General features: G+C 31.4%; 20 protein-coding genes. 13 read left to right on the plus strand and 7 right to left on the minus strand.

All coding sequences use genetic code 11. The features are described 5' to 3' along the window. Window positions 1–148 precede the first annotated feature (148 nt). From trxB to FI695_05660, 3 genes are read right to left on the minus strand one after another with little or no spacing between them, the layout of a single operon-like run. A complete protein-coding gene (gene trxB / locus FI695_05650) occupies window positions 149–1,084 on the minus strand; it encodes a thioredoxin-disulfide reductase (GenBank protein ID MQG51445.1) in 936 nt (311 codons plus the stop codon). A gap of 35 nt (window positions 1,085–1,119) precedes the next feature. Beyond that, window positions 1,120–2,385 (minus strand): MFS transporter, encoded by a 1,266-nt coding sequence (locus tag FI695_05655; GenBank protein MQG51446.1) that lies wholly within the window; start codon window positions 2,383–2,385, stop codon window positions 1,120–1,122. After that, the gene (locus tag FI695_05660) at window positions 2,385–3,272 is read right to left on the minus strand and encodes an alpha/beta hydrolase (protein MQG51447.1); all 888 of its coding nucleotides are present in this window, start codon (window positions 3,270–3,272) and stop codon (window positions 2,385–2,387) included. The genes FI695_05655 and FI695_05660 overlap by 1 nt, the downstream gene beginning before the upstream one ends. A gap of 104 nt (window positions 3,273–3,376) precedes the next feature. Between FI695_05660 and FI695_05665 the strand changes: the two genes are divergently transcribed. Genes FI695_05665 through FI695_05675 form a run of 3 tightly spaced genes read left to right on the plus strand, consistent with a single transcriptional unit; the run spans window position 3,377 to window position 7,654 of the window. Beyond that, a complete protein-coding gene (locus tag FI695_05665) occupies window positions 3,377–6,109 on the plus strand; it encodes a hypothetical protein (protein MQG51448.1) in 2,733 nt (910 codons plus the stop codon). Then, a complete protein-coding gene (locus FI695_05670) occupies window positions 6,049–6,987 on the plus strand; it encodes a hypothetical protein (GenBank protein ID MQG51449.1) in 939 nt (312 codons plus the stop codon). The genes FI695_05665 and FI695_05670 overlap by 61 nt, the downstream gene beginning before the upstream one ends. Then, window positions 6,977–7,654 carry a trypsin-like peptidase domain-containing protein gene (locus FI695_05675; GenBank protein ID MQG51450.1) on the plus strand — a complete coding sequence of 226 codons (678 nt, stop codon included), beginning with the start codon at window positions 6,977–6,979 and terminating at the stop codon, window positions 7,652–7,654. Before FI695_05670 ends, FI695_05675 begins: the two co-directional genes overlap by 11 nt. Here FI695_05675 and FI695_05680 read toward each other — a convergent pair. After that, complete coding sequence (locus FI695_05680) at window positions 7,647–8,885, minus strand: CCA tRNA nucleotidyltransferase (GenBank protein MQG51451.1); 1,239 nt, start codon at window positions 8,883–8,885, stop codon at window positions 7,647–7,649. The two genes, FI695_05675 and FI695_05680, sit on opposite strands and share 8 nt — an antisense overlap. 113 nt (window positions 8,886–8,998) lie before the next feature. Here FI695_05680 and rnc point away from each other — a divergent pair, with 113 nt between their 5' ends. Genes rnc through FI695_05710 form a run of 6 tightly spaced genes read left to right on the plus strand, consistent with a single transcriptional unit; the run spans window position 8,999 to window position 17,377 of the window. Continuing rightward, window positions 8,999–9,691, plus strand: coding sequence for a ribonuclease III (gene rnc / locus FI695_05685; protein MQG51452.1), 693 nt, complete (start codon window positions 8,999–9,001; stop codon window positions 9,689–9,691). Window positions 9,692–9,712: 21 nt separating this feature from the next. Next, a complete protein-coding gene (gene ftsY / locus FI695_05690; GenBank protein ID MQG51453.1) occupies window positions 9,713–10,648 on the plus strand; it encodes a signal recognition particle-docking protein FtsY in 936 nt (311 codons plus the stop codon). A gap of 8 nt (window positions 10,649–10,656) precedes the next feature. Next, a complete protein-coding gene (locus FI695_05695; GenBank protein MQG51454.1) occupies window positions 10,657–13,032 on the plus strand; it encodes a hypothetical protein in 2,376 nt (791 codons plus the stop codon). A gap of 3 nt (window positions 13,033–13,035) precedes the next feature. Further along, window positions 13,036–14,985 (plus strand): TIGR03663 family protein, encoded by a 1,950-nt coding sequence (locus tag FI695_05700; GenBank protein MQG51455.1) that lies wholly within the window; start codon window positions 13,036–13,038, stop codon window positions 14,983–14,985. 18 nt (window positions 14,986–15,003) lie between these two features. Further along, window positions 15,004–16,068 (plus strand): flippase-like domain-containing protein, encoded by a 1,065-nt coding sequence (locus FI695_05705; protein ID MQG51456.1) that lies wholly within the window; start codon window positions 15,004–15,006, stop codon window positions 16,066–16,068. Next, a complete protein-coding gene (locus FI695_05710; GenBank protein MQG51457.1) occupies window positions 16,043–17,377 on the plus strand; it encodes an NAD(P)/FAD-dependent oxidoreductase in 1,335 nt (444 codons plus the stop codon). Before FI695_05705 ends, FI695_05710 begins: the two co-directional genes overlap by 26 nt. Window positions 17,378–17,420: 43 nt before the next feature. Here FI695_05710 and FI695_05715 read toward each other — a convergent pair whose 3' ends face one another. The 3 genes from FI695_05715 to FI695_05725 form a co-directional block, all read right to left on the minus strand. After that, window positions 17,421–18,323 (minus strand): ABC transporter permease, encoded by a 903-nt coding sequence (locus FI695_05715; protein MQG51458.1) that lies wholly within the window; start codon window positions 18,321–18,323, stop codon window positions 17,421–17,423. Window positions 18,324–18,335: 12 nt separating this feature from the next. Next, window positions 18,336–19,295 carry an ABC transporter permease gene (locus FI695_05720; protein ID MQG51459.1) on the minus strand — a complete coding sequence of 320 codons (960 nt, stop codon included), beginning with the start codon at window positions 19,293–19,295 and terminating at the stop codon, window positions 18,336–18,338. A gap of 169 nt (window positions 19,296–19,464) precedes the next feature. Continuing rightward, window positions 19,465–19,971 carry a hypothetical protein gene (locus FI695_05725; GenBank protein MQG51460.1) on the minus strand — a complete coding sequence of 169 codons (507 nt, stop codon included), beginning with the start codon at window positions 19,969–19,971 and terminating at the stop codon, window positions 19,465–19,467. A 97-nt stretch (window positions 19,972–20,068) separates the two neighbouring features. Between FI695_05725 and FI695_05730 the strand changes: the two genes are divergently transcribed. The 4 genes from FI695_05730 to FI695_05745 all read left to right on the plus strand — a co-directional run bounded on the left by FI695_05730 (window position 20,069) and on the right by FI695_05745 (window position 23,331). Next, the gene (locus FI695_05730) at window positions 20,069–20,494 is read left to right on the plus strand and encodes a hypothetical protein (protein ID MQG51461.1); all 426 of its coding nucleotides are present in this window, start codon (window positions 20,069–20,071) and stop codon (window positions 20,492–20,494) included. A gap of 47 nt (window positions 20,495–20,541) precedes the next feature. Next, window positions 20,542–21,039 carry a hypothetical protein gene (locus FI695_05735; protein MQG51462.1) on the plus strand — a complete coding sequence of 166 codons (498 nt, stop codon included), beginning with the start codon at window positions 20,542–20,544 and terminating at the stop codon, window positions 21,037–21,039. Window positions 21,040–21,138: 99 nt separating this feature from the next. Beyond that, window positions 21,139–21,627 carry a hypothetical protein gene (locus FI695_05740; GenBank protein MQG51463.1) on the plus strand — a complete coding sequence of 163 codons (489 nt, stop codon included), beginning with the start codon at window positions 21,139–21,141 and terminating at the stop codon, window positions 21,625–21,627. 3 nt (window positions 21,628–21,630) lie between these two features. Continuing rightward, a complete protein-coding gene (locus FI695_05745) occupies window positions 21,631–23,331 on the plus strand; it encodes an NADH-quinone oxidoreductase subunit F (protein ID MQG51464.1) in 1,701 nt (566 codons plus the stop codon). Window positions 23,332–23,333: the final 2 nt, after the last annotated feature.

Genomic DNA, 23,333 nt, shown 5'->3' on the forward strand with positions numbered 1-23,333 from the left:
TGGAGGCGGATGTGGCGCTGGAGCACAGGATGAAACTGCACAAGGCGGTGGCGGATGTGCCTGCGGTGGAGGCAGCTGCGGTTCCCATTAAACATAAAATCAAAAAGAGGAGTATAACTCCTCTTTTTTTTACCCATTCAAAATTTGTTTATTCTAATTCTGCTAGATATCTTTCAGCATCAATAGCAGCCATACAACCTGTACCAGCTGCAGTAACAGCTTGTCGATAGATCCAATCCTGTGCATCTCCACAAGCAAAAACCCCCTCTATATTGGTTTTTGTTCCATTATTCGTAAGGATATAGCCATTTTCATTTCTGTCTATTATACCGTCGAATATTTGAGTATTAGGTTGGTGGCCAATGGCAATAAACAAACCATTGATATCCAATTCACTTTCATCTGAAGTTGATAAATTATGTAATTTTAATTTTGCAACTTCTCCATTTTCATTAGCTAAAATATCAATAACCTCAGTATTCCATATAAATTCAATTTTCGGGTTACTCACCGCTCGTTCCTGCATTATTTTCGATGCTCTTAATTCATCCCTTCTATGTATGATTTTTACACTCGTCGCATACCGTGTTAAAAATAATGCTTCTTCCATTGCAGTATCACCACCTCCTACAACGGCAACTTCTTGATCTTGAAAAAAGAATCCATCACATGTAGCACAGGCTGACACTCCTCTTCCCATAAGATTGCTTTCACTCTCAAGTCCTAGTAATTTAGCAGTAGCACCTGTAGCGATAATAACTGAGTTAGATTTGTATGTGGTTTCTTCATCAACAGTTATTGTAAAGGGTCGATTATTGAAATCTACTGAACTTACTTCTCCAAATATATATTCAGCTCCAAAACGTTCTGCTTGAGCCTTAAATTCTTCCATCAATTCTGGCCCTTGTATACCTTTGGGAAATCCTGGATAATTTTCCACATCGGTAGTTATCATTAATTGACCACCAGGTTCTATACCTTCTATTACTAATGGTTTGAGATTTGCTCTTGCAGCGTAAAGTGCAGCTGTGTCACCTGCAGGTCCTGATCCGATTATAATAATGTCATGTATTTGTTCGTTCATAGTATTCTCACTTTTTAACTTATTAATTAATTATACTATATCTGTTCTTCTGCGTTAGGTTCTTTTACCATTAGTATTAACGGTATAGACATAAAAGTTAATATTCCTATGATTGTAAAAGCAATTCTATAGTTCATATATTGATCATATATATATCCTGCATATATTGGGCCAATTATTCCAAATATAGCACCTGTCGTAGTTGTTATTCCTATGACTGTACCATACGATTTCCTTCCATACATATCTGCCAAATACGCAAACCTTACAGGAACAGTACCTCCATGTCCTGCACCATATAATATGACAAAAATTACGATCTGCCATGGTTCCGTTAAAACACCAAATAATAAAGTTCCCAAACCTATTAAGGCAAAAGTTAAACATAACAAATATCGTTTATTAAATGTGTCTGCTAAAAATCCTATTACTAATCTACCTATAAACAATAAAACAGATGTTGCTGTCAGAACATATGCACCAACAATTGGATCAAAACCAATGCTGGATAGGCTGGGTATAGCAAAAACCATAACTGTTGATAGAGCGATCCCAGTAATACCAAAACTTAGATTGATTAGCCAGAATGATTTTTCTTTCAATATTTGCTTTGTTGTCATAGATATTTCGTTTGTTAGATATCCTTCCTTTATATCCCCTAGATCCTTTATGTATTCTGGTGTTATACCATCTGGATATTGACCATATTGCTCAGGCTTATGCCTCATAAATGCTAAGACGAGAAAACCAACAAATAAATTTACAACAGCTATTATGTCTAAAATATTACTCCAACCATAAATTTGTATGCCCCAAACTAGTAATGGAATTAAAAAACCGCCCAATCCTGTTCCTAGGAAGCCAATGGTGAGAGCAGTGCTTCTATATTTAATAAACCAATTACCTATGACTGTAGTGGTGGTTATTACTGAGCCTATTGAAACTCCCAAAGCTATTGTGCCAAATGCAAAATAAAAATGAATAATTGAGCCATCAGTTCGTGCTAGCCAAAAAAAACCAATGGTTGTCAGAATTGTTCCGAAAAAAATAGGTAATCTAGCACCAAATTTATCTATCAATGGTCCTACAAATGGACCTACAATTCCAGATTCAGTTCGTTGTAATGATATGGCCCCAGCCATAGCAGCTCTGGACCATCCATATTGATCTGCAATTGGGTCAATAAATGCGGACATACCAAAAAAAATTGTTCCTGAAACCCATACTAATTGAAAAAAACCTGTGAATGCAATCCACCAACCAAAAAATCTGAGGTTGATGTATTGGGGGAATAAAAACATTATTGATTAAGGAAGTTTCTTACTATTTCTTGAAACCCAGCAGGTCGATCCCCAGGGACTTGATGACCAGCGCCTTCTACATATTCCCATTTAAAATCTTTAATCTTGGAACCCATTTTATTTGCAGTCTCTGGTGATATTAAATTACTCTCACTTCCTAAAACTAATAGCGTAGGGGTTGCAATTTTATCCACATGTTGCCACAAAATTTCAGAGCCCCATCCATTGGTGTCCGCAGTGCGTAATGCTTGGTCCCATTTCCAACTCCACTTACCGTCTGGATAAAGTCGTAATTGATGAGATAAACTACCTTTTAGTTGCTCTCTTGTCCTACGAGGGTTTATAGCTAATGCGGCATCTATAAATTCATCAAATGTGTCTGCTCTTTCAGGAAGTCTTCTCCACCCTCTTATTGTATCGAGCTCATCACGTTCAGTTTCTGGTGCCATGTCGACCAAAACTAATTTTGAAACTAAATTAGGGTTTCTTGAAGCAAAAACCATAGAATTTCTTGCTCCCATTGAATGGCCAATTAAAATTATATCCTTTAATTGTAATTTACTTACAAAATTTTCAATATCTGGGATGTTGGTGTTTAAGGAATAATCGCCATCCTCATGCCAGTCACTATCTCCATGTCCTCTTTGGTTAAGAGCTATTACATGGTAATTGGCATGAAATGCAAGTGATGTAAAATCCCATGTGTGGGCAGAATTTGTTCTTCCGTGTAACAACAGCATAGTTTGTTTATCTTTATTTCCCCAATCAAGATAAGATAATTTGATGCCATTAATTTCAACAATTTCTTCTGTGGGAGTAGCATCTTCTTCGAATATAACACCCATTTTTCGAGCTGCTTCATGTAATGTTAGTGGCTTTTCTGTCATATTTTCTCCTTTAGTATGAGATATAATATATTAATAAATCTATGGAATAACAAGCATAGAAAATAAACCTAATAAAATGCAGATATTAATTATATAAATTTCTTATGAATTTAAAACAGGGATTAAAATACATAAACAGTAATTACCTGATTGCTGTCGATATAGAAACAACAGGTTTAAATACTGATACTGATAATATCATCGAAATTGCTGCTATTAAATTTTTAAATGGTGAATACGTTGATAAATACGTAACATTTGTTAATCCAATGATGAGAATAACTGAAGAAATTACTGCCTTAACTGGGATATCTGACAATGATGTTTTATTTTCCCCAACTATTTCACAGATCTCAGAAGAAATCAATGAATTTATAGGTAATGCGCCGGTTGTAGGACATAATTTAAAATTTGACCTGTCTATATTGAACCGTGAAAATATTGCAATTGATAATGATTTTATCGATACATATGATATTGCTTACTTGGTTTTAGAATCTGATATAAATTTATCACTAAGTTCTTTAGCTGATCATTTGAATGTACCTTTTGATGACCTCCATAGAGCAGAAGGGGATGCCTATTTATCTTTTCAAGTGTTTCAATCCATGATTCCTTATATTGAAAAAATATCTATTCAAAATTTATCCTTATATTCATTTCTAGCATCTAAAGTCGATAAGCAAACTAATACAATATGGGAAATATTAGCTACCAATATTAAAGCTGATAGTTTTAATCTAGATTCATATATAACTAATTTAGATAAATTTTCTCAATTAAATTATGATGAATTTGATAAAACTGAGTTACGCAATTTCCTATCAAAATTTACATGCGACGAATTTATTACCTATATGTTTTCTCACAAGGGACCTATTGCTAGTACTATTAAAGACTTTTATCAAAGAGCTTCACAACTTGAGATGTCTTCAAAAACTGCGAATACATTTGAATTATCAAACCAAATATTGATAGAGGCAGGAACTGGAACTGGAAAAACACTAGCTTATTTAATACCAGCTTTATGGCACTCTGTTATGAGTGATAAAAAAGTAGCTATATCTACTAATACGATTACACTCCAAGACCAATTAATAAATAAAGAAATACCTGCACTATTGAATTCTCTTAAAGAAGATGTTAATCAATTAGAATATACAAATTTTGCCCATCCACAAAAAGGGAAAAATAACTATGTATGCATTTCTAGATATATAGATATTCTCAAATCTTCTAATTTAACGACCGACCAATACAGATTGTATTCTAAAGTCGGAGTTTGGATTCAAAAAACTTCAAGTGGTGATAAAAATGAAATACACATACCTGGGTGGCAAAACTCTAATTGGGACAAAATTTCAGTTGGAATGAAGCATAATTGTAACACTCGTGGAATCGCCTGTTTTTATGATCATTCTAGAAAAATTGCAAATATATCTACATTACTAATTGTCAATCATTCATTATTGTTGGCAGACTTAAGGTCAGGTAATAATATTTTACCTGAATACGGTTATTTAATAATTGATGAAGCTCATAATCTCGAACAAGAAATAATTAATCAATTTGGATTTGAGGCATCAAAAAACCGAATATTGGATCAACTTAAATACTATCAAAACTCAGTATTCCTTAGGAATAGAATTGAACAAACCGATAAACTTGAAAACTTACGAGAATTACTAGAAACCCATAGTTTTAATATATCTGAATTTTTTACACAAATAGATCAAATATTTAATAATCAAGTCACTCAAAATAATATACAAGACCTTATTGTTAATGAACAAATTGCCAATTCAAAACCATTTATATCTTTGTTACCTATATGGAATGAATCTTTACAATCCTTTAAAAAAATTCTAAATCTCAACGAATCCATACCAGAATTACAAGCAGATGAGTTTAGTGATTTCATATTCGATCTGGATTTATTATATGAATCTATTCAAGAACTATTAATAAACCGAAACGATAACTCTGTTTATTGGATAAACAAACGTAACCGCTATCAATCAAATGAAGAACTTTCTTTAAAACTAGCTCCGTTAAATACAGCAGAGATTCTTGAAAACTATTTATATGTAAATGAAGTTGGAACTTTATTAACTAGTGCAACTCTTAGCATAAATGGATCATTGGATTATGCATCTACACAATATGGTATAGACAACACTAATTCTTCTGTTATTAAATCTCCATTTGATTATAAAAACATGGTTTTATTGGGATTAATTCGAGATATACCAGATCCAAGAAATGAATTGTATCAACAGAAACTAGATTCTACTTTAGTTGATATTTGTTCATCAACAAAAGGTGGCATACTAATACTACACACTTCTTATTACTCTCTCCGTATAAGTAGAAGTATGTTAAAAAAATCTTTAGAAACTAAAGGATATACTATAAAAGCTCAGGGAATTGATGGGACTATTAATCAAATTCTATCTTCCATTCAAAATCATGAAAACTTTATAATTATGGGCACAAACACACTCTGGGAAGGAATAGATATCCCTGATTCGAAATTAAAATCAGTTGTTATTACCAGATTACCATTTGGTGTTCCTGGTGACCCAATAAACACAGCTAAATCAGCAAAACTTAATAATCCTTTTAGAGAATTAACCCTTCCTCAGGCGATAATAAGATTTCGTCAAGGATTTGGAAGACTGATACGAAATGAAAAAGGGAAAGGAGCTGTTTTTATATTAGATAGCAGGATTATCAATCAACAATATGGCAACTTATTTATCAACTCAATTCCTGAATGTTCTATGAAAAAAATAGATACATCTCAAATATCCATTCTCTTAAAAGACTGGAAATAGGCAGGTATAATATCCAAACATATCAATTTCAACTGCATATAGAAGAAGAAATCAACCTTCAAAAGATATTTGACGGTGGTCAGATATTTTCATGGACAAAATATTACGATGGCTATAGAGGCTTAATCGATAATATTCCATTCTTTATAAATTACAAAGATAATATACTCTATATAAAAACGTCTATTCCTGAAGAAAAAGCTAAACAAAAAATTATTCATTTTTTTGATTTGGGCATATCCGTTAAAGATATTGTGAAGAAATTAGTTTCAACTAATGATCAGTATATGCTTAAAGCGGTTAAATCTAATCAGGGGCTGAGAATACTAAAGCAAGAACCATGGATATGCATAGTATCCTTTCTTTGCTCTTCAGTAGCTAATTTTAATAAAATATCATTGAATATTGAAAATATTTCTAAAAATCTTGGAGAAAAGTTCATATTTTGTAATCAACCTTTTTATACTTTTCCTGAACCTAAGGTAATTGCAGAACAATCCATTTCCACTTTGCGTAATTATGGCCTTGGATTCAGATCAAAATATCTGATGGACTTAGCTTATAAAATTACCTATAAAGGTTTAGATATTCCAATTCTGAGAGATTATACTTATAACGAATCAAAAAATATTTTGAAATCTTTGTACGGAATTGGTTCGAAAATTGCAGACTGTGTGTTACTCTACTCTTTAAATAAAAATGAGGCTTTTCCAATTGACCGTTGGGTTCAACGAGCTTTAAGAGATGGATATGGATTAGATATTAAAAATAGCTATAATGTTTCTAGTGAATGGGCAAGAACTAAATGGAAAGAACACTCTGGTTATGCTCAACAATTTTTATTTCAATATCAAAAAGAATTAAATAATGAAAAATAATTCTAACATTTACCAATTCTTTATAAGTCTAAGCATGGCTTTAATACCCTTTATAATATCTGCAATAGGATTTATTTCATTTAATTCTTTATCAAATCAAAAACAATCCTGTCTACAGTTATATGTTCCAGCTTCCTATATTGAAAGATCATTAGTTATAATTAACGACCAGACTGAGTATTTATCTGGTGTTTTAGTAGATGATAGTGAATTTGGTGAACTTATATTGACTAGTAGCAGACGACTAGATAGAAACAAAATGCAAGAAAATCTTTATGAAATATCTATAGATAATTTAGAGACTATAAAACCATTATATGGAGACTATATACCTAATAAAAATATGGGTTTTTTTCAAATTTCTACTCCATCTTATATTTCACCATTACCTTTATCTGAAACTAGACCCGCTATTGGGGAAATCGCCTATACCGCCACAATTTTAAATGGTGAAACCGAAATGTATTCAGGAAGATATTCTAATTCTATTACTTTGGATAATGGGAACCTTGTTCATATATACTCCGGCTCTATTGGAATTGCTTATGAAGGTAGCCCTGTTATCGACAAATGCGGTAATCTCTTAGGAGTTATAATAGAAGGTAGTGATAGATACTTTGCTATATCCTCTTTGAACCCAGAAATATTTGCAAAATCATTCAATTAGTTCCATTTAGATTTTGTATAAACTTTTTTTCATCTGATTTCGATACGACAATTCCATCAATATGAGCATTTCGAATTTTATTAATAATTGATGTTAAATGTGTCTTATCTATTGATAGGATTTCAATTATTTCATTACTATTGTGAAATGGCTTTACTTGAGACCATCTGCTCGTATATTCATTAACTAGGTTTGTGAAGTTTGTGTTATCTATGATTATGGAAGCTAGTAATAAAGCTTTAATTTCATAACCATCAAATAAATTGCTTACTTCTGACGGTTGTTTATTGCTAGATATAATATGAATAGTATTTTTGATATTAATTAGATCGACTAGAATTTTTGTCATTGATTTTGGCAATGAACATTTAGCAATGAAATCATTAAGTATAGTTTCATCCATTTTTCCACACAAAATTGACAATAAAATCAATTGTTTATCAGGGATTGCAAATTCTCGGTTTTTAAAAATATCGAGAGCCTTAACAAACTCTTCATTGTTAGGAAAGTTATGATTTATATTCTGAAGTAAATTATATTCAGTTAATCGTGATAAAGATTTATAGACATCAGTCTCTGTTAAGTATTTAAATAGATCGTTAATTATACGTTTCTCACTTAAACTACTGAGATAATTTATATCTTGTCCAATTAAATCGCTTGTGTTTTTATCAATTCCAAATTCAAATCTTGCAGAATATCTTAATGCGCGTAATATTCTAGTGGGATCATCCTCGAAACTTTTTTTATGAATAACTTTAATAGTTTTATTATTAAGGTCTTCCTTGCCATTTAATGGATCTATTATATCGTAAGGTTTGGGGAATAATTGAATCGCTATAGAATTTATTGTGAAATCTCTTCTATATAAATCTTCATAAATATGACTAGGTGTAATTTGAGGCAAACTTGCGGGAAAAGGATAAACTTCTGTTCTTGCTAAAGCTATATCTATTTCATTTCCATTAATTATGTATTTATAAGTATTGAATTGTGAGGTATGAACTGGTTGGCAATTCATGATCATATTGAATTGATTTACAAATAACTCAATGTTTCCATCGATGAGTAGATCAAGATCATGGCAATCATTTCCTAGTAGTAAATCTCGTACTGGTCCTCCAACTAAGTAAAGTTTAACCGAACTTGTTTCTGCAGCTAATTCTGCATTATTTAACAATTCTTTTTCTTTTAAATTAAATTTAGATTTTAAATCTTTCAATAAATTCATCTCTATTTATAACTAATGTTTTTAAGTGATTAATATACAATTATAGACTATTTATATTTAACTAAAGTATACTCTCGCCTGTGGGTATAAAAAAGAATATATATTGATAATATATGATTATGGAACAAAATTTTGCAAAACTTCAAAAAAAACTTGGAATAGATTTCAATAATCTAGAATTATATCAATTAGCTTTTAAACACCCTTCCTATCTGAATGAAAATTTTTCGTTTACCACAAATACAAACCAAAGACTAGAATTCTTAGGTGACTCGATTCTAGGTTTAATATTAGCCGATTATTTATATTGGAAATATCCTCAATATACTGAAGGTCTTTTAACTGATATACGATCAGAACTGGTGAAAGATCAAACACTTTCTATTATAAGTAAAGAATTCGATTTAGGTGACTATTTAATCCTTGGCAAAGGAGAAGGTAAATCAGGAGGCAGAGAAAAAGACTCAAATATAGCTGATGCATTTGAAGCATTACTTGGCGCTATTTTTCTAGATAGAGGATTTAATATTGTGAAAACTGTAATACATAATATCTTTGCTTCTAGAGTAGATTCTATTAATAAAGATGAATTAAAAGACCCTAAAACACGTATTCAAGAATATTTTTTAACTAATGAATCTGTAATTCCAATATATAAATTAGTAAAAAAAGAAGGAAATGAGCATAACCCTTTATTTACAATGTCTTTAATTATTAAAAACAAGATTATTTCTTATGGAGAAGGAAGTTCAAAAAAACAAGCTGAACAAGCCGCGGCAAATGCAGCTTTGAAGTCCTTAGAATAAGGTTGTAACAATTTGAAACATATGAATAATAACAACCCTTATAACACCGCCTTAACTATTACTAAAAGTAGTTTTTTTGAACGTGTGAAATCTATATTTTCCAAAAGAATCGATTATACAGAAAAACTTGATTTAATAGAAGAAATATTAATTACCTCAGATGTAGGTATACAAACAACTGAAATTGTAATTAAACATTTACAAGAAGCACTCAAGCATAACCCTGAGCTAGATTTATTCAATGAAAGTAAAGCTGTTTTATTTGATTTGTTAATTGACAACCCAATACATGATCAAATTAATTTACTATCAGAAATAAAAAATACTACACCTTTTATTATTCTAGTTAGTGGTGTTAATGGGGTAGGCAAAACTACAACAGTAGCAAAACTAGCTGCTATGTTTAGTAGATTAAACTTGAAAGTAGTTATTGGTGCCTGTGATTCATTTAGAGCTGGTGCAGTAGAGCAAATAGAAAATTGGGGGGCAAAACTAAATATTCGAGTTATTTCAAACAAGACTACTAAAGACCCCGCATCTGTAGCATTTGACACAGTAAATAGTGCAATTTCCAACCAAGATGATATCGTACTCCTTGATACTGCAGGAAGATTACAGAATGATACAAACCTTATGGGTGAACTAGAGAAAATATCCAATATAACAAAACGTTTTATTCCTGAATCTCCACATCTGAGCTTGTTGATTATGGATGCCACAGTCGGTCAAAACGGTATAGAGCAAGCTAAACAATTTACCAATTCGGCAAAATGTGATTCTGTAATCTTAACAAAACTTGATACTAGTGCTAAAGGAGGTATTGTTCTTAGAATTTATCAAGAATTAAATCTCCCAATTCTATTCGTTGGAACTGGAGAAAAGATTGAAGACCTGGAAAACTTTAATAAAGAAGATTTTCTAAATGCATTTTTTTCTTATGATTATCAAGATGTGTGAATTGCTAAATGTTAGAAACTATTTATTCGTTATTATTTATTGAGTTTCTTGGGATATTGGTATTTCCAATTATATTTACAGTATTTTGGAAATTACCAGACAGAGGCTATTCAATTAGTAAATTACTTTCTCTTTTATTATTAGTATACATTATATGGATACTTGGTTCTTTTGATTTCAATTACAACCTAAAAATATCTGCATCTGTTATTTTGATATGTTTTGGAATAATTTCATTTATTACATTCTATTACAACTATAATTACATCTTATCTTTCATTAAAAGAGAATACTCATTAATTCTCCTTATAGACGTAATTTTTGTTCTGGTTTTTGCCATATGGTTATTTATAAGAAATCTTGATCCTACTATTTACCATACAGAACAAGTTATGGATTTTACGATATTGAATTCAGTAATGAATACCTCATCCTATCCACCAAATGACCTTTGGTATTCAGGAAATCCGATTAATTACTATTACTATGGTTATTTGATATTTGGTATATTTTTTGAATATTTACAAATTGAAGTTTCTTTAGCTTATAATTTAGCAATACCACTAATAGCTTCATTAAGTTCAATAGTATTATTCGGTCTGATATGGAATATTTGCACCTGTTTCCAAATTTCAAAATTGAATATTACTTTAGTATCAATTTGTACAGTTACTGTTTTCAATTTCTTTTCTAACTTTCAGCCTATACTAGAATTCCTAAATTCAATTCAAATATTGCCCAAAGAATTTATACTATGGATTGCCATTGATGGACTGAATTATAATACAGAATCGATTTCAATATTCCCAAATGATCATTATTGGTGGTGGAGAGCCACACGTGTAATAAATACTTTTGACATCCTATCTAATGCTTCACTTGATTATACAATTACAGAATTTCCCTTTTTTACATTTGCTTTAGCTGATTTGCATCCACATCTAATAAGTATACCTATTTACTTAATGTTTCTGACCTTATTATTTAATTACAATATTTTAAATAATCATAACAAGATAATTTCTCAAACCAAAATCATTTCAAATAATGTTTTTTTTCTTTTTATATCTGTAACATTTGGATCTTTAATGATTACTAATACCTGGAATATCCCTTCAATATTTCTACTTTTATTTGGGACTGCAATAATACCTGTACGAAATTACTTTACCTACAAAACCTTCTTCAGATTTAAAATACCATTATATGTTTCTATTATGAGTTTACTATTATTTTTGCCGTTTTATAACAACTATGTCCCTCCTGTTAATCAAATAGACGTAGTAGGGGCTATTTCATCAAGATTTATTCATATCTTTATTGTATGGGGATTCTTTATATGTATAATCTTATTATTTTTAACAATTGTTTATAGAACTAAGCATCACTATTTCATCAATGGGCGTTTGCTAAATTTATCTTTCTCAATATTACCAGTAATATTTATGATACTAATATGGTCTATTCTCATATTTGTTAAAGACACATTTGATGGAAATTTATTATTTATGATAATTAATAAAAATATATCATTATTATTAATTCTAATTACATTTTTATTTCTTTCCCATTTATTAATTACCAAGACTGAAATACCAATAATAAATAATCAACCATATCTAACTACAAATTCATCCAATGGTATATATTTTATAATTACAATTCTTTTAATTGGGGTGGTATTAATTCTTATTCCTGAATACTTTTTTATTAAAGATCAATTTGGTAATCGAATGAATACTGTATTCAAATTTAGTTTTCAATCATGGATATTATTTACCGTATTTACACCATTCTTAATATACAGTATTTCTACTTACGTCAGAAAATATAGAATTTATTATTATATCTCTTTTCTTTTGATATCAATATTATATTTGTACTATTCGATTGCTTTTATTAATTTACAAGTGAATAATTGGGATAAAACGCCGAGTATAAACGCTCATAAAAACTTCTCGGTTCATAATAAAATGACATATGATTCGATACAATGGATTCAAAATAATTTGCCACAAGGCTCAATTATTCTAGAAGCTCCTGGAGATAGTTATTCCAATTTCTCAAAAATCTCTTCTTTTTCAGGATATCCAACTGTATTAGGATGGATAGGGCATCAACGTCAATGGAGACCTTTTGAATTAGAAGAAATATTCAAAAGAGAAAAAGACATTGAAAATATATATATATCTAATAATATAAATCGTGTTAAAGAACTAATAAAGGAATACGGAATTAAATATATATATCTAGGAATTCAAGAAAATATAAAATATGGTGAGGAAAATATTTCAAAAAACACTTTTCGATTATTTGGGAAAAGAATCTATCAATCTGAAGAAATGATTAATGGTACCTATATATACATATATGACGTAAATTAAGACATGAATAACAAAAGAACATTATATACATTTTATTTACCATTTGGTTTGATAATGGTTTTATCGCTATTTATGCATATTTTCCAATTGGATAAACAGTCATTACATCATGATGAAAGTATGCATGTTTTTTATAGCTGGTTTATTTATAAGGGTGATTTAGAAGCATTTAATAATATTCATTCTCCTATGATGCATGGCCCTTTTCAATTCTTTTTAAATTCATTAGTATTTCATATATTTGGAGACAGTAATTATACAGCTAGGCTTCTACCTGCAATTTTTGGGATTTTATTAACAATCCTACCTATTTTATTTCGAAAAGATTTGGGTAACCATTTAACTTTACTTTTCAGCTTTACCTTAACCATCTCACCAACTTTTTTATATTTCAGTAGGTTTGCTAGAAATGATATTTATGTTGCAGTATGGTCCTTGATAATCATTGCTTGTTTTCTTCGATACAATATAACTGGTGCGTTACGATATCTTATTGTTAGTTCAATAATTCTGGCAGTTTTTTTTGTTACTAAAGAAAGTGCATATATTTTCTCTGCATTTCTGCTTATTTATTTGTTTATCTCTATAACTTACAACTTATTAATACATTTATCGGAGAAACCATTTAAACAATTAGTCTCTGAAAATAAAAATCTTATTGAATACTTATTATTTTTATTGATTATTTGTCTACCTATTGGAGGAGCCGGATTTATCCTTTTTCAAGATCATCTCAATCTAATCCTAGGTTCAAATGAATGGCCTAATGTTGGGTTACCAACTTCTGATTCAACGCGACCAGCTCTTATTATTGCTATTAGCCTATCTTTTGTTTCATTATCACTAATCTTTCTTAATAGGATTGCCAAAAGTCAAAACTTAATAGAAGACAATAAACAACTACTATCAGAAAAACATCTTCTCTTAATAGTATCTATATTCTTTTTTACACTTCTTCTTTTTCACACCTCATTTTTTACTAAGTTTGATGGTGTTAAAATAGCTTTTTGGCAAAGCTTGGGATATTGGATCGCCCAGCATGACGTAGCAAGAGGCGCTCAACCGTGGTTTTACTATATTATGCTCTCTTTAGTGTATGAATATAGTGCTTTTATTATAGGTTCCATTTCTTCCATATACTTTATATTTAGGGGGGATAAACAAGAGCGATTCCTTGCGAATTGGGCTTTAATTTCTTTTCTTTTCTTTTCGTATGCTGGTGAAAAAATGCCCTGGCTTTTAGTTGAGGTTATATTGCCTTTTTATTTGGTTTCTTTTTACGGATTAAAGAGATTATTAATATTTCTGAGCAAAATAAATATTGTTAATAATCATTATATTTACTCTGGTTTTTTGATATTTATATTGGTATTATTTCTCTCCCCCATTATGTCAACAATTCGTTTAGTTTATACTTCTCCTGGTTGGCCTAACCAATTATTGGTATATGTACAATCATCACCTCATATCATTGAAATAGATCAACAAATATCACAAATTGCTAAAGATAGTAACAAATACAACCAACTATCAATTCAAATAGATTCTACAGATGGATTTAGTTGGCCATGGGCTTGGTATTTTCGCAACTACGATTCAGTCAGCTATCGAGATTTTACAAAAACACCATTCACGAATCCAAATCAAGCAGCTGATATTGTACTTTTATCGGATCGTAATAAATTAAAAAATAATTACTTTTTAAATCAACATCATAAACCAGAGATGTATATTCATCGTTGGTGGAATCCTGAAACGTACAAAGAATTTAGTTTAGCAAACATAACATTTGTACCCGAGATTACTAATAATGGTTGCAAATTATTAGATTATTTTATTAATAGGAGATTTGACTCAAGTGTTGGCTCTATTTATGCGAATATATACGTAAGAAAGTCACTTTCAGAACCTATAGATATTGCTGTATTAAATCATGAAAAATCTTCTTGCTAATCGTCTATACTATATATTATGAACTACATATTAAAAACAATAATAGGTTTAGTTATCACAATCCTCTTGATGTCTGTCTTCTTCTATGCAGCTGGTTTTGAAGAGGTACTTACTTCTTTATCTGAAGTCAAACTTGTTTTTTTGATACCCTCAATAATTCTCTATTTTATTTCACTTTATATAAGAACACTCCGTTGGCAATATATATTAAAAACTGTTTTAAATATACGAGCGTGGATATTATTTAAATCTATTTCAATAGGATATTCGGCTAACAATATATTACCTGTAAGGTTAGGGGAGTTAATTCGTTTATATTATGTTGCCAAGATCTCAAAAATTTCTAAAAGTACCACTCTTGGTACTATAATCACTGAAAGAATAATGGATGCATTAACATTGATTGCCTGTGTCGGAGTGATTTTATTAGGATTTTTGATAACAGACATCATTCAACTTGAATTATTATTTTCAATTGAAAATCTGGTGATATCAACTTTGACTATTGGATCTTTAGTTATATTAGTGATATTTTTCTTATTAATTTGGTTGATAAAAGACCCGAAGATAATAGAAAGATTTATTGAACGTATTTTTCGTAAACTGTCAGATAACAGGTTAAAAAAAATAATACATATCTATAATTATTTTATACAGGGATTAATCACTTTAGGAAGTTTTCGTAAAATTTCATTCATTTTTTTTATATCATTAAGTGTATGGTTATTTGAATTTATCCTAGCGTACCTACTTGTTATAAGTTTGGGAATAGAAAATTTTAAATATGAAAATTTCACACTATTCTTTATTCTATGTTTATCTATATCAGTTGCTAATCTTGCAACTAGTATCCCAATGACACAAGGAGGTATTGGGCCTTTTGAATTAGCTGGATCTTTAATCTTAATAATGTTTGGTATCGATTCTTCGTATGCTGGTGCTTTTATGATACTACTACATGCTTTGTTGTTAATACCGATAACACTTGTTGGTTTATTATTTTTATTTACTGGAGAAGAATCCTTCTTTGAAATTATGAGAAATTCATCTAAACTTAATGACAATGAAAAAACCAAACAATAAAAACATAGCTATTATCGGAGGCGGTTATTCAGGCCTTAGTGCAGCTCATGAATTTATTAAAAAGGGCTACACTGTTCAAATATACGAAGCTGCTCCTTTTTTAGGGGGATTAGCTTCAACGTTTGATATTGGTGAGGCGCAGGTAGAAAAATTTTACCACCATTTATTCTTGTCTGATCAACACCTTATAGATTTATTAAAAGAATTTGATTTAGATCAACACATAATATGGAAAAACTCATCCACATCATATTTTTACGATGGAAAAATATATCCTTTTACAACACCATTAGACCTATTAAAATTTTCACCTGTTAATTTAATTAATCGCATTCGAATGGGGCTTTTAGCTCTTTATTTGCAGCGTGTAAAAAAATGGGAAAAATATGAAAAAATAACTGCAGCTGATTATATGAAAAAATATGCAGGTTCTCAAAATTACAAAATTATATGGGAACCATTATTAAAAGGAAAATTTAGTGACTACTATGAAGATGTTAGTATGTCGTGGTTATGGAGTAAATTTGCAACACGTGTTGCATCCCGAGATAAAACATTTCAGGAGCAATTAGGATACATTGAAGGTAGTTGGGATATACTCACTAATGCTCTAGCTCAGTATATTATTAATAATGGTTCTACTATTCATTTGCAAACACGAGTTACAAAAATACATGTGGAAAACAATAAAGTTATAGGGTTGGATACTGTTGATAGCCTGGGAAACACAGAAAGGCAAAACTTTGATGTAATACTTTCAACAATTCCTACTTTTTATCTTCCAAATTTAATTGAAGAACTACCTGATGATTATAAGAAACGTTTGACTGATATCCAATATGAAGGCGCTATAGCAGCAGTATGGTTTCTAAATAAACCGCTAACTAATTCCTATTGGATGAATATATCTGACCCAAATATTCCTTTTTTACTCGCTCTAGAGCATACAAATTTATTTAATTCTGATCTCTATAATGGAAATCATATTTTGTATACTGCTGACTATGTAACTCAGAATGATCCACGATGGCAAATAGATGATGAAAATATTATAAATTCCTACATACCCCATTTACAAAAAATAAATCCTTCTTTTGACAGATCTTGGATTAATAAAACTTATATTCATAAGGAACGTGCTGCACAGCCTGTTGTAACCTTAAACTACTCTGAGAAAATTCCTAATACTAAGTCACCAATTGATGGATTATGGTTAGCAGCGATGAGCCAAGTTTATCCACAGGATAGGGGGACTAATTATAGTATTGGCTTAGGTAAGAAGGTTGCAGAGGATATTATAAATAAATAAAGGGAGCATACGCTCCCTTTATTTTGTGTTTTATTTGTTTATGTTAACGACCACGCAGTTTCGGATCAAAAGTATCTCTTAATGCGTCACCGAAAACATTAAATCCAAGAACTAACCATGTAATTGCTACACCAGGTACGATAACCATCCAAGGTGCTGATATTGCATATAGCATGACAGAACCTGATAATAATCTTCCCCAAGATGGATGGGGCGGTGGAACACCTAGTCCCAAAAAGCTTAAGGAAGCTTCTGTAAGAATTGCTGTACCTAACAAACTACTTGCTAAAACAAGATATGGTGCCATCACATTTGGAGTAATATGTCTCCACATTATTCTAGATGGTTTGCATCCAATCGCTCGAGCAGCATCGATATATACATTTTCTTTACACGAAAGAACAGATCCTCTCATAACACGAACAGTTCGCGGTATGAAAATTATTGAAAGAGCAATAACAACTGTGTCGATACCTCCTGAGCCTACATCTGTTGCCATTAATGCCAGAGCAAGAAGAATACCCGGAATAGATAACATGATTTCGGTAATTCTTTGGATTAGGTTATCAATACCGCCTCCAAAAAATCCACTCATTACACCAAATATTAATCCGATAACACTACCAATAGCGACGGATATAAATCCTACTTGGGCAGATATGACTGCACCACCTATGATTCTAGCCCATAAGTCACGACCAAAGTCATCTGTTCCAAAAAAATGCGCGGCATTAGGAGATTGTAGCCTGTCTGGTACATTAGTTTCATTAGGGTCATACCGTTTAATTACAGGGTTTAGTAAAGCAGCTCCTAGAACAACCAACACCATAAATAAACCAACAGCGCCAATTGTACGTTTTCTACACCATGCACCAAACATTTTAAGTAAATGAAGTACACGATTTTCTTTTGACGCAAATTCTATTTCATTAACATCTGTAGCCATATTTAAACCTCGTTAATTATTACTGATACGTGGGTCAAGCCACCCATATATAATATCTACCAGTAGATTGATAAACACAAATATAAATGCAAAAACAAGAATTAATGCTTGTACTGTAGTGTAATCTCTATTTCTTATTGCCTCGATTAAATGAACACCAATACCTGGAATAGAAAACACTGTTTCACTAACAACTGTACCTCCAAGTAGTCCTCCAACGGACATACTGACAACGGTTACGACAGGAATCATTGAATTCTTTAAAACGTGTCTCCATATAACAACAGTGTTTGCTAAGCCTTTTGCACGTGCTGTTCTAATGTAATCTTCTCTTAAAACTTCTAACATTGTGGAACGAGTCATTCGTGTGACAATAGCCATTAAGTTGAATCCAATAATTAATGCTGGAAATATTAATTGGGCCATATTAGCACCAGGATCTTCCCATAGATAATTTCGTCCAAGTGGTGGCATCCACCGCCAGACCCTTACCGTTAACATTAGTATCATTAAACCTTCCCAGAATGCTGGAAGTGCAAGAAAAAAGATACTAAAGAAACGAGCAATTGCGTCTATCCAAGTGTCTTGTTTTAATGCAGAAATTATTCCTAGAGGTATCCCAACTAAACAGCCAATGATAACTGACATTATTGCAAGTTGCCCCGTGATTGGCATTCGTATCATTATTTCGTCGGCTACAGGCAATCTGTTCCACATAGAATTTCCCAAATCACCCATTGGTATTCCCTTTACCCAATTCCAATATTGTAATGGAAGTGGATCGTTAGTTCCTAATTCTTCTCGGAGTTTTTCTAAGGAAGCAGGATCTACGGCCGCTGCCCCTTCTTCACCTGCTAGTAATGCATAGGCAATATCGCCAGGTACAACTCGCATTAAGAGGAAAACAAATAATGTTGCACCAATTAATGTAGGTATCATAAATAATAATCTTCTTATGACAAAGGTCTGCATAATTTACCTCAATAAATATACTTATCTTTATTTAGATTAAGTTACTAGAAAAGTTAACTTGCTAGATTGTATGGTAAAGTTTTTAATCTTGCAATATAAATATCTAATACTAAGGGCATTTTATATATATTTATAAATTTTGCAACCATTTAATTAAATATTTTCGACATTATTCTAGTTCTGCATTAATAACAGGAAACATAACTATTGGTATAAACCCATAATCTGATTCAAATAACTTAGTAAAATGTAAGGCAATCAAACAATCGCACCTACTATAAGCTTCAAACTCTTCAACACTATCAACACCATCTTCATAAAGAGGAACAATGTCTGGCCTGATAAAAAAATCGAATTTCTTGTTTTGTAAAGTGTGTAATGTAAAGGATGCTATTGTACCATCATTATTATATTTCAATTTACGGATATACCCACCTGCTTCTTTTATATCAGATGGGTTTTTCACACTTTTGCCAGGTCCAAACCTGTGAGGAATAGTCAAACCACCCCATGGACTATTGTAATAATTTGCTAATACTTTTTCTTCATATTTCATATTAGAAAGAAAAATTTGGTGATTAATACCATCAATTATGAGATATGTTGAAAATAACAATGCACTAGAAATCATAAGCAGGAAAATTATCCCTTTTTTATTATTGATTATATTTTTCATTGATTATCATCCAAAAGTGTAAAACATTGTTGCATTAGAATACTAAATTATTTATACTGACGCTACTTTTTAAATATATAAGGGGGGAAGTGAACTCATGAAACAAATGAAACTTCTTTTATCTACAATAATTCTTTCACTATTTGTTATTGCCTGTGGAGGTACTAGCGAGTCACAAGACGAAGGTACAACAGCTGTTGCATTAGGGCAATTTGGAAAAGACACTACCCTTACAGCAGAGACTTCTGAAGTATTAGAACTAACTATGTCAAGCGAAGGTTTGTCTCCACAAAATTTTGATATTAAAGTCGGACAAGGGTATGTACTTAAAGTTACTAATAATACCACCAGACCACGCTTTATCATTGCTTATCGACACGGTATTAATCAAGTTGTTCCTCCTGGAGAAACAATAACAACCGCACCATTTTCAGATCAAGAAGTTGGTTTTGTGGAACAAGGACGAGAGCAATCTCGTGGATCACAAAAAAAATGGCAATTTACTATAACTGTTGTTGAATAATAAATAATAATTTGTACAAATTTATATTATTAATAACATTAATATTTATGTCATGTACTACAGCTGAAAGCGAAAGACCGTTCAGTAAAAACATTGACCCTCTGCACAAACCAGTTGCTAATAGACCCGCACCTGATACAGTTGTTGTACTAGATTTAGAAAACAGATATGAATTTGACCTTTTACCTCGATCAATTAATGGTTTTAATGTTGAATTTAATAACGTAAGTGATGACAACGTTGATGAACCTTTATATTTAAAAACAGGTAGAGTAAGATTTGTTATTAAAAATACAGGTACTATTTCCCATAATTTGCGTATTCAAAACTATAAAGAAGACCCAATGGAGCCTAGCACTTTCGATATGTCAGTACCTTCGGTAAATGATTTTTTATTACCTGGTGAATCAACTGAATTTGAATTAAATATGTGGGCAGGTAAATTTATGCTTACGTGTGCGGTAACAAATCACGATGAGAGAGGAATGTTTAGGCCGTTAATAATTGACCCTGATATAATACATCCAGATTTGATATTGCACTAAATTAAACTTATATTGACTATTACTTTTGTTGTATATCCTATTTAGATTGTGATAAAATTCTCATAGGTAACCGACATTATTTATAGAACGGGGTATTGTTTGGAACCTACCACAAATAATTCAGAACTAGAAACACAGATAAATAATGCTATTGAACATAATTTATCTGGAAGAATGACTATCTTAGCAGCTCTTTTAGCTGTTCAAGATGATTTAGGATATATACCTCAAAAAGCCTTAGAAATAGTTTCTGAATTAAACTCGACAACAGTAAACGATGTATGGGGAGTAGCCTCCTTTTACCCTAATTTTAGATTTACACCCCCTACAAACCATACAGTAGAGATTTGTTGGGGCCCTTCATGTCATATCACAGGAGCTCAAGATATAATTAAAACTTGTCTCAATGAACTTAAACTCGAAACAGAAGGCGATACTAGTGATAATTATATCAGCTTTAAATACAATACTTGTTTAGCAGCTTGTGCTCAAAGTCCTGTGGGAAGTGTAGATCACAAGATAATCGGAAGACTTACAAAGGAAAAGATTATTGATTTAATCAATAATCTCAAAAACAATAAGAAATAAACTATGCAAAAATTTATTGATTTAAAAAAGACAGCCCAAAGCCACTACGATAATATTCTTAAAAAACCTCGAATAAGAGTTGGCACAGACATCTCAGGTGTTGCTGCCGGCTCCCTTGAAATAAGCAATGAATTTTCAAAATATATCTCAGAGAAAAACCTTGATACAACCTTATCACATGTCGGTGGATTTGGACTTTCTTATGCCGAACCTTTGATTGATGTTGAAATGCCTGATGGTTCTAGAGTTTTTTATTCAAACGTATCCATTCAAAACGTAAAAAATATTGTAGAGAGCCACATTATTAATGGGAAACCACTTTATGATATAGCATTTGCTTATACTGGCAATTTAGTTAATACGAATAACACCCCAGAATTTTACGAACTACCTGAAAACAAACTTCAGAAAAAAATACTCACTGAAAACTTTGGTCATATTGACCCAACAGATATATATGAATACATAGTAAATAACGGTTATTCAGCCTTAGCAAAAGCATTGTTTGAAATGGAAATAGATAATGTTCACAAAGAAATATTGGATTCCAAACTTCGTGGCAGAGGCGGAGCAGCATTTCCTACCGGTGTTAAATTGGGGTTTTTGAAAGGTTCAGATGCTAAAGAAAAATACATTTTATGTAACTGTGAAGAAGGAGACCCTGGAGCCTGGAATGATAAAGCAATACTCGAAAGTGACCCTCATCGCTTACTCGAAGGTTTAATATTGGCAGCTATAGCTACAAACGCATCTAACGGTATCATTTTTATTAGACACGGTAACGATATTCCAATCGAAAGAACAAAAGAAGCTGTTAAAAATGCTTATGAACACGGCTTGCTTGGTAAAAATATTTTGGGATCAGAATTCTCATTTGATGCAGAAGTAGTATTAGTAGGAGAATCGTATGTAGCTGGCGAAGAAACAGCCTTAATGGAAGCTATTGAAGGTAAGAGAGCAATGCCTAGGTACAAACCACCTTTTCCTGCTGCCTTTGGAGTATGGGGACACCCAAGTAATATTAATAATATTAAAACCATTGCAAATTTACCATCCATAATTCTCAAAGGTAGTGAATGGTTTACTTCAATTGGGACTGATACTAGTACAGGAACTGCTATTTTATGCCTCTCTGGGAATATTAATAAACCTGGGTTATATGAAATTGAAATGGGTACAACTATAAGATCTGTAATAGAAGACATATGTAATGGTATTCCAGATAATAAAGAATTAAAGTTACTTCAAACAGGAGGACCCTTAGGTGGAGTACTTAATTCTACTAAATTAGATACATCTATAGATTTCGATTCAATGGCTAAAGCTGGCGCTATATTAGGTTCAGGTGGAATAATTGTTGCTGATGAAGATGTTGATGTAGTAGATTTAACACGAATGTTGATAGCATTTTGTCAGTTCGAATCTTGTGGGAAATGTTTCCCATGTCGCCTTGGAAATTCACATTTATTAGAAATACTAAATCGAATATGTGGCAAAAACTCATCAGATTCTGATATCGATTTGATGAGAAAAGTTGGTACTAATATGCAACAAGGATCACTTTGTGGTCATGGTCAACTAGGGTTTAATCCGATTAAATCCGCATTAGAATACTTTAAAGAAGATTTCGATTTCGCTTTGGATTCAACACCAAGTATATCCAATACAACTATTAATATACCTACACGAGCTAATCGCTATTAAAG

Source organism: SAR202 cluster bacterium (assembly GCA_009392515.1).
Taxonomy (GTDB): Bacteria; Chloroflexota; Dehalococcoidia; order Lucifugimonadales; family UBA6952; genus UBA6952.

What these genes read in the sequence shown, in the direction of transcription:
- ftsY (MQG51453.1), top strand. Translation starts at nt 9,713, where the DNA reads ATGAATAATAACAACCCTTATAACACCGCCTTAACTATTACTAAAAGT.
- FI695_05710 (MQG51457.1), top strand. Translation starts at nt 16,043, where the DNA reads ATGACAATGAAAAAACCAAACAATAAAAACATAGCTATTATCGGAGGC.
- FI695_05680 (MQG51451.1), bottom strand. Translation starts at nt 8,885, where the DNA reads ATGAATTTATTGAAAGATTTAAAATCTAAATTTAATTTAAAAGAAAAA.
- FI695_05675 (MQG51450.1), top strand. Translation starts at nt 6,977, where the DNA reads ATGAAAAATAATTCTAACATTTACCAATTCTTTATAAGTCTAAGCATG.
- FI695_05725 (MQG51460.1), bottom strand. Translation starts at nt 19,971, where the DNA reads ATGAAAAATATAATCAATAATAAAAAAGGGATAATTTTCCTGCTTATG.
- FI695_05745 (MQG51464.1), top strand. Translation starts at nt 21,631, where the DNA reads ATGCAAAAATTTATTGATTTAAAAAAGACAGCCCAAAGCCACTACGAT.
- FI695_05720 (MQG51459.1), bottom strand. Translation starts at nt 19,295, where the DNA reads ATGCAGACCTTTGTCATAAGAAGATTATTATTTATGATACCTACATTA.
- rnc (MQG51452.1), top strand. Translation starts at nt 8,999, where the DNA reads ATGATTATGGAACAAAATTTTGCAAAACTTCAAAAAAAACTTGGAATA.
- FI695_05695 (MQG51454.1), top strand. Translation starts at nt 10,657, where the DNA reads ATGTTAGAAACTATTTATTCGTTATTATTTATTGAGTTTCTTGGGATA.
- FI695_05730 (MQG51461.1), top strand. Translation starts at nt 20,069, where the DNA reads ATGAAACAAATGAAACTTCTTTTATCTACAATAATTCTTTCACTATTT.
- FI695_05715 (MQG51458.1), bottom strand. Translation starts at nt 18,323, where the DNA reads ATGGCTACAGATGTTAATGAAATAGAATTTGCGTCAAAAGAAAATCGT.
- trxB (MQG51445.1), bottom strand. Translation starts at nt 1,084, where the DNA reads ATGAACGAACAAATACATGACATTATTATAATCGGATCAGGACCTGCA.
- FI695_05735 (MQG51462.1), top strand. Translation starts at nt 20,542, where the DNA reads ATGTCATGTACTACAGCTGAAAGCGAAAGACCGTTCAGTAAAAACATT.
- FI695_05655 (MQG51446.1), bottom strand. Translation starts at nt 2,385, where the DNA reads ATGTTTTTATTCCCCCAATACATCAACCTCAGATTTTTTGGTTGGTGG.
- FI695_05670 (MQG51449.1), top strand. Translation starts at nt 6,049, where the DNA reads ATGTTCTATGAAAAAAATAGATACATCTCAAATATCCATTCTCTTAAA.
- FI695_05665 (MQG51448.1), top strand. Translation starts at nt 3,377, where the DNA reads ATGAATTTAAAACAGGGATTAAAATACATAAACAGTAATTACCTGATT.
- FI695_05700 (MQG51455.1), top strand. Translation starts at nt 13,036, where the DNA reads ATGAATAACAAAAGAACATTATATACATTTTATTTACCATTTGGTTTG.
- FI695_05660 (MQG51447.1), bottom strand. Translation starts at nt 3,272, where the DNA reads ATGACAGAAAAGCCACTAACATTACATGAAGCAGCTCGAAAAATGGGT.
- FI695_05705 (MQG51456.1), top strand. Translation starts at nt 15,004, where the DNA reads ATGAACTACATATTAAAAACAATAATAGGTTTAGTTATCACAATCCTC.